Consider the following 6,130-nt stretch of genomic DNA (forward strand, 5'->3'; position numbering starts at 1 on the left):
TGATATGAATAAGAAACCGGTCGCGCAGTCGCAAAACCAGCAGATAGTGCTGGGCTTTAGGACTGTTCATGGGTTGTTATCGCATCTTTGGACTGCGATAGTAGTTAACTGTCTTACACTTATTATTAAAAATTGAGGTTCGCTATGTCTGACGACATGTCTATGGTTTCGCCTTCGTCAGCAGGCGAACACGGTGTATTACGTTCCATGCAGGAGGTAGCGATGAGCTCCCAGGAAGCCAGCAAGATGCTGCGTACTTATAATATTGCCTGGTGGGGCAATAACTATTATGACGTCAACGAACTGGGCCACATCAGCGTTTGCCCGGATCCGGACGTCCCGGAAGCGCGCGTTGACCTCGCGGAATTAGTCAAAGCGCGTGAAGCGCAAGGACAGCGCCTGCCGGCACTCTTCTGCTTTCCGCAGATCCTGCAGCACCGCCTGCGCTCGATCAACGCCGCCTTCAAACGCGCGCGTGAATCGTATGGCTATAACGGCGATTACTTCCTCGTCTACCCAATTAAGGTTAACCAGCACCGTCGCGTGATTGAATCGTTGATCCATTCCGGCGAGCCGCTGGGTCTGGAAGCCGGTTCGAAAGCGGAACTGATGGCCGTGCTGGCGCACGCCGGGATGACCCGCAGCGTCATCGTCTGTAATGGTTATAAAGACCGCGAATACATCCGTCTGGCGCTGGTGGGCGAGAAGATGGGCCACAAGGTCTATCTGGTCATCGAGAAGATGTCCGAGATCGCCATCGTGCTGGAAGAGGCCGAGCGCCTGAACGTGGTGCCGCGCCTCGGTGTGCGTGCGCGTCTGGCCTCGCAGGGCTCCGGCAAATGGCAATCCTCTGGCGGCGAGAAGTCCAAGTTTGGCCTCGCGGCGACCCAGGTACTGCAGCTGGTTGAGATCCTGCGTGCCGCAGGGCATCTTGAGAGCCTGCAACTGCTGCACTTCCACCTCGGTTCGCAGATGGCCAATATTCGCGATATCGCTACCGGCGTGCGTGAATCGGCGCGTTTCTACGTCGAGCTGCATAAGCTGGGCGTCAATATTCAGTGCTTCGACGTCGGCGGCGGTCTGGGCGTGGACTACGAAGGCACACGCTCGCAGTCTGACTGCTCGGTGAACTACGGCCTGAACGAATACGCTAACAATATCATCTGGGCCATCGGCGATGCCTGCGAAGAGAATGGCCTGCCGCACCCGACGGTGATCACCGAATCCGGCCGCGCGGTGACCGCGCACCATACCGTGCTGGTTTCCAACATCATCGGCGTGGAGCGTAACGAATACACCGAGGCGACCCCGCCGGCGGAAGACGCTGCGCGTCCGCTACAGAGCATGTGGGAAACCTGGCTGGAGATGCACGAGACCGGTAATCGCCGCTCGCTGCGCGAATGGCTGCACGACAGCCAGATGGACCTGCACGATATCCATATCGGCTACTCCTCCGGCACCTTTAACCTGCAGGAGCGCGCCTGGGCCGAGCAGCTGTATCTGAACATGTGCCATGAAGTGCAGAAGCAGCTCGACCCGAGCAACCGCGCGCATCGCCCCATCATTGATGAGCTGCAGGAACGCATGGCGGATAAAATCTACGTCAACTTCTCGCTGTTCCAGTCGATGCCGGATGCCTGGGGGATCGATCAGCTGTTCCCGGTGATGCCGCTGGAAGGGCTGAACAAGTCGCCGGAGCGCCGCGCGGTGCTGCTGGACATCACCTGCGACTCCGATGGCGCCATCGATCACTACGTGGACGGCGACGGGATCGCCACCACCATGCCGATGCCGGAATACGACCCGGAGAACCCGCCGATGCTGGGCTTCTTTATGGTCGGCGCCTATCAGGAGATCCTCGGCAACATGCATAACCTGTTTGGCGATACCGAGGCGGTGGACGTGTTCGTCTTCCCTGACGGCAGCGTTGAGGTTGAGCTGTCCGACGAGGGTGACACCGTGGCGGACATGCTGCAGTATGTGCAGCTGGATCCGAACACGCTGCTGACCCAGTTCCGCGATCAGGTGAAAAATACCGGCCTGGACGACGCGCTGCAGCAGCAGTTCCTCGAAGAGTTTGAGGCGGGACTGTACGGCTATACTTATCTGGAAGACGAGTAACCATTGATGCCCGGTGGCGTAGCGCTTACCGGGCCTGCGAAGGTAGGCCGGATAAGGCGAAGCCGTCATCCGGCGGAATGCGATACTTACTTGAACCCGTATGCATTACCGGCGATAATTCACGCCAATAAGCGATTTATCTATCAAACCCTTCCTCGTCGGGCCTAACGACGCGGAGGGGTTTTTTTATACTTATTTTTTACGTTCCACGACTGCGAAAAGAGGTCATATCCATGAGCACTTTAGGTCATCAATACGATAACTCCCTGGTATCCAATGCCTTTGGCTTTCTGCGTTTGCCGATGAATTTCATGCCTTACGACAGCGATGCGGACTGGGTCATCACCGGCGTACCGTTCGATATGGCGACCTCCGGGCGCGCGGGTGGCCGTCATGGCCCGGCGGCTATCCGTCAGGTTTCCACTAACCTCGCCTGGGAGCACAACCGTTTCCCGTGGAACTTCGACATGCGCGAACGCCTCAACGTGGTGGACTGCGGCGATCTGGTGTACGCCTTCGGCGACGCGCGCGAAATGAGCGAGAAGCTGCAGGCTCACGCCGAGAAGCTGCTGGCGGCAGGTAAGCGCATGCTCTCCTTCGGAGGCGACCACTTTGTCACCCTGCCGCTGCTGCGCGCCCACGCCAAGCACTTCGGTAAAATGGCGCTGGTGCACTTCGATGCTCACACTGATACCTACGCCAACGGCTGCGAGTTCGACCACGGCACCATGTTCTATACCGCGCCGAACGAAGGGCTTATCGATCCGAACCACTCGGTGCAGATCGGGATCCGCACCGAGTTCGACAAAGACAATGGCTTTACGGTGCTGGACGCCGGCCAGGTCAACGACCGCAGCGTTGATGACGTGATTGCCCAGGTGAAGCAGATCGTCGGTGACATGCCGGTCTACCTGACCTTTGATATCGACTGTCTGGATCCGGCGTTTGCGCCAGGCACCGGTACCCCGGTTATCGGCGGGCTGACCTCAGACCGCGCGATCAAGCTGGTGCGCGGTCTGAAGGATCTGAACATCGTTGGGATGGACGTGGTGGAAGTGGCTCCGGCCTACGATCAGTCCGAAATCACCGCTCTGGCGGCGGCGACCCTGGCGCTGGAGATGCTGTATATCCAGGCGGCGAAGAAGGGTGAATAACCCGGATTAACCCCGACCCTCTCCCTTCCCGGGAGAGGGTTGCGCACGGCACAGAGGGGTTATCAAGGCGCCGGGCGATAGCTCCTGCGCGCCGGGAGAGGGCCGGCCCGCAGGAGAGGGGTCATCAACGCATCAAAATACGTTAAACGGATATTCGACGTAGAACCGGACTTCATTCCCGCTGACGTTATAGTCGCTGGCGTTGCTGGAAACGCGCAGCACCGAATAGCGGAGTCTGAATTTCAAATCTTTCGCCACGCCGTTTTGCACCTGGTACTGAACCTGGTTGAACCATTCATGTTCTTTCCCGTTGCTGGTCTCTGAAGTTTTAATGTTATCCCCGCGCACGTAGGCAGTGGTCCAGGTCAGCCCCGGCAACCCCAGCCCGGCAAAATCCAGTCCGTACGACGCCTGCCACGAGCGTTCATCTTCACCATTAAAATCAGACCAGTAGGAGTTAGCCAGCCAAATGGTGTTGCCGCCATCGCCGACGCCGCCCTGGTTCTGGTAGCCGCCATAATGGTAGCCGGTACTGCCGCTGCTTTGCTGGTAAGCGACCTTAAAGGTGTGAATATCCCAGATGTAGCTGGCGGCCAGGCTCCAGATGCTGTTGCTGCGCCCGGTGTCATTGGCATCGGCATATTCTTGATCCAGGCGTGAGTTATAGCCGTTGAAGTCGAGAACCAGCTGTTGGTTGGCGGTGAACGGCTGCTTATAATTCAGGCCAAGATACTGTTTGTTCAGCACATCTTCGACGTGTGAAGCGAACAGCGCACCGCTAAGCTGGTCGTTGAACCGGTAGCTGGCGCCGCCGAAGGTCAGGCTTTTCAGGCCGCTGTTATGGCTGTCGTCGCTTTTGCGCTGCTGATCGGTCAGGTAGCCAGCGTTAATTTCCAGACCATCGATTTCGCGTGAGGTCAGCATGGTGCCGGTATAGCTCTCGTACAGCAGACGTGAGTCGTCGGCATAGACGATGGGCAGCATCGGGCGCTGGCTGCCGTAGCTGAGTACGGTATTTGAGAAGCGCATTTTGCCGGTGGCGCCGAATTTCGCAAGATCGGATTTCGCCCGGCCATCGTCATCCTGGGCGAAAAAGTCGATCCCGCCCGCGCCGCTGCGCCCGCGACCGCCGTCAAGGCGTACCGCATATTGAGCGATACCGTCCACGCCGAAGCCAACCGGACCCTGGGTAAAGCCGGATTCGAAGGTGGCGATAATCCCCTGGCCCCATTCGGCCTTATCCGGCAGTCCGTCACGATAATCACGTTTGATATACGCGTTACGCAAAAAGAGATCCAGATGGCTGTCGTCAATAAAGCCCTGGCTGGCGGATTGTTGGCTGGCGAAAGTCGGCGTGGCGGCAATAATGCCAAGTGCGATTAACGATAATTCTTTTTTCACTGAAGGCACTTCTCTGTCTGTCGATATATTCAAGGGAATCACTGCTGACCAGATATTCTCCTGAAATAATGTCGAAAGCAATCATTGTGTGAGCAATGGTATCGGCAGGAAACAAGTGATGTAGCGCGCCACGGCAGCGTGCGGCGGTAAGGGCTGGACTATTTATTATCTGGAGGAATGCGGTTCTGAAAGGCGGATTGTGTCCGCCGTTTTTCATTTGCCAAATAATATTTTGCTGAGGTTTCGGATATAAAATAATTGCCTGTAAAGTGAAGCGGTTATAATTAACAGTTTGTGCGCTTAAGTTATCAATTTATGCGGCTAAATATTTTTCCTGCAATATAAAAAAGGGAGGCGATAATGCCTCCCACTGTCGATTATTTAATCCCGTCGGCCTTCATGCGATCGCGAATATGCTGGGCGCGCGCTTCTGAGGCCGGGTGATCGTCAAACATGGAACTTTGACGGCCGGCTTCCAGCTTGGCCAGTTTTTCGAAGCTGGTGGCCAGCCCTGATGGATTGATGCCGCGTTTACGCAGCAGGTCGTAAGAGTAGTCATCCGCTTCCGACTCCTGGCGCTGGGAGAACTGCGAGTTCACCAGTTTTTCACCCAGATCGCCCAGCTGCGACTGCGACAGACTGCCGACGATGCCGCCCGCGGAGGCTGCCGCCGCACGCACGGCGTTGGTGCCCAGCGCGACCTGCATGCCTTTCTTCACGTGGCCCAGGGCGACGTGGCCCATTTCGTGGCCGATCACCGCTTCAACTTCATTATCGTTCATCAGGTCCATCAAGCCGCTGTAGACGCGGATGCAGCCGTTGGCCATCGCGAAGGCGTTTACATCTTTGGTCTCATACACTTTGTAGTTCACTGGCTGACCATTGATGTTATCGCCCAGCGCGGCCGCGATTTTGCTCAGACGCTGGCTGTATTCACTGCTGGCCGGGGCGATTTTCGCTTTGGCGTCCATTTCTTTACAGGCCTGGTCGCTTAGGGTTTTCACCTGCGCGTCGCTGAGGGAGTAAGCCTGGAAGGCTTCGGCGCCTGAGCTGAGCAGACCGTTGGAGTCCATGTTCTGACATCCGGTAAGGGTTGCTGCGATCCCAAGAGCAAGTACGGTTGAGCGAATTTTCATTTTTTATCTTCCACAATCTTATGGTTGTTTATCCGACAATACGGCGACGGCAGGGAACCGTATTCTGCGTAAATTATAAAGAGTATCGCAGGAAGCGGGCGAGCGGATTCCGGGGTAGCACAACCTGTTCCAGAGATTTCTTAAAGGGCAAAAGGATGCTCCATGTACATGACTTGTCGCTTGGGTTACATTGTTCACACTTTTTTCCGGCGTAGCCCAAAACGCGCTCTCGTCAAGTCGTTAAGGGCATGGCCTTCAACAGTCCGAACTGGAGTCAAAATGTCCTCACGTAAAGAGCTTGCTAACGCTATTCGTGCG

General features: G+C 56.5%; 5 protein-coding genes. 3 read left to right on the top strand and 2 right to left on the bottom strand.

The annotated features are described in order from the left end of the window. Positions 1–4 precede the first annotated feature (4 nt). From yqgB to speB, 3 genes are all read left to right on the top strand, one after another. Positions 5–136 carry an acid stress response protein YqgB gene (yqgB, locus tag ACKLKD_RS24005; RefSeq protein ID WP_002916578.1) on the top strand — a complete coding sequence of 44 codons (132 nt, stop codon included), beginning with the start codon at positions 5–7 and terminating at the stop codon, positions 134–136. Between the two features lie 8 nt (positions 137–144). Further along, a complete protein-coding gene (gene speA / locus ACKLKD_RS24010) occupies positions 145–2,121 on the top strand; it encodes a biosynthetic arginine decarboxylase (RefSeq protein ID WP_008806456.1) in 1,977 nt (658 codons plus the stop codon). Positions 2,122–2,354: 233 nt separating this feature from the next. Next, positions 2,355–3,275 carry an agmatinase gene (gene speB / locus ACKLKD_RS24015; protein ID WP_004205166.1) on the top strand — a complete coding sequence of 307 codons (921 nt, stop codon included), beginning with the start codon at positions 2,355–2,357 and terminating at the stop codon, positions 3,273–3,275. 132 nt (positions 3,276–3,407) lie between these two features. On the opposite strand, the gene ACKLKD_RS24020 is transcribed toward speB, so the two are convergent. Further along, positions 3,408–4,676 (bottom strand): OprD family outer membrane porin, encoded by a 1,269-nt coding sequence (locus tag ACKLKD_RS24020; RefSeq protein WP_080898045.1) that lies wholly within the window; start codon positions 4,674–4,676, stop codon positions 3,408–3,410. Positions 4,677–5,053: 377 nt separating this feature from the next. Then, a complete protein-coding gene (locus ACKLKD_RS24025) occupies positions 5,054–5,812 on the bottom strand; it encodes a M48 family metallopeptidase (protein WP_025713485.1) in 759 nt (252 codons plus the stop codon). Positions 5,813–6,130 lie beyond the last annotated feature (318 nt).

This window comes from Klebsiella sp. 10982 (assembly GCF_048589245.1).
Taxonomy (GTDB): domain Bacteria; phylum Pseudomonadota; class Gammaproteobacteria; order Enterobacterales; family Enterobacteriaceae; genus Klebsiella; species Klebsiella quasivariicola.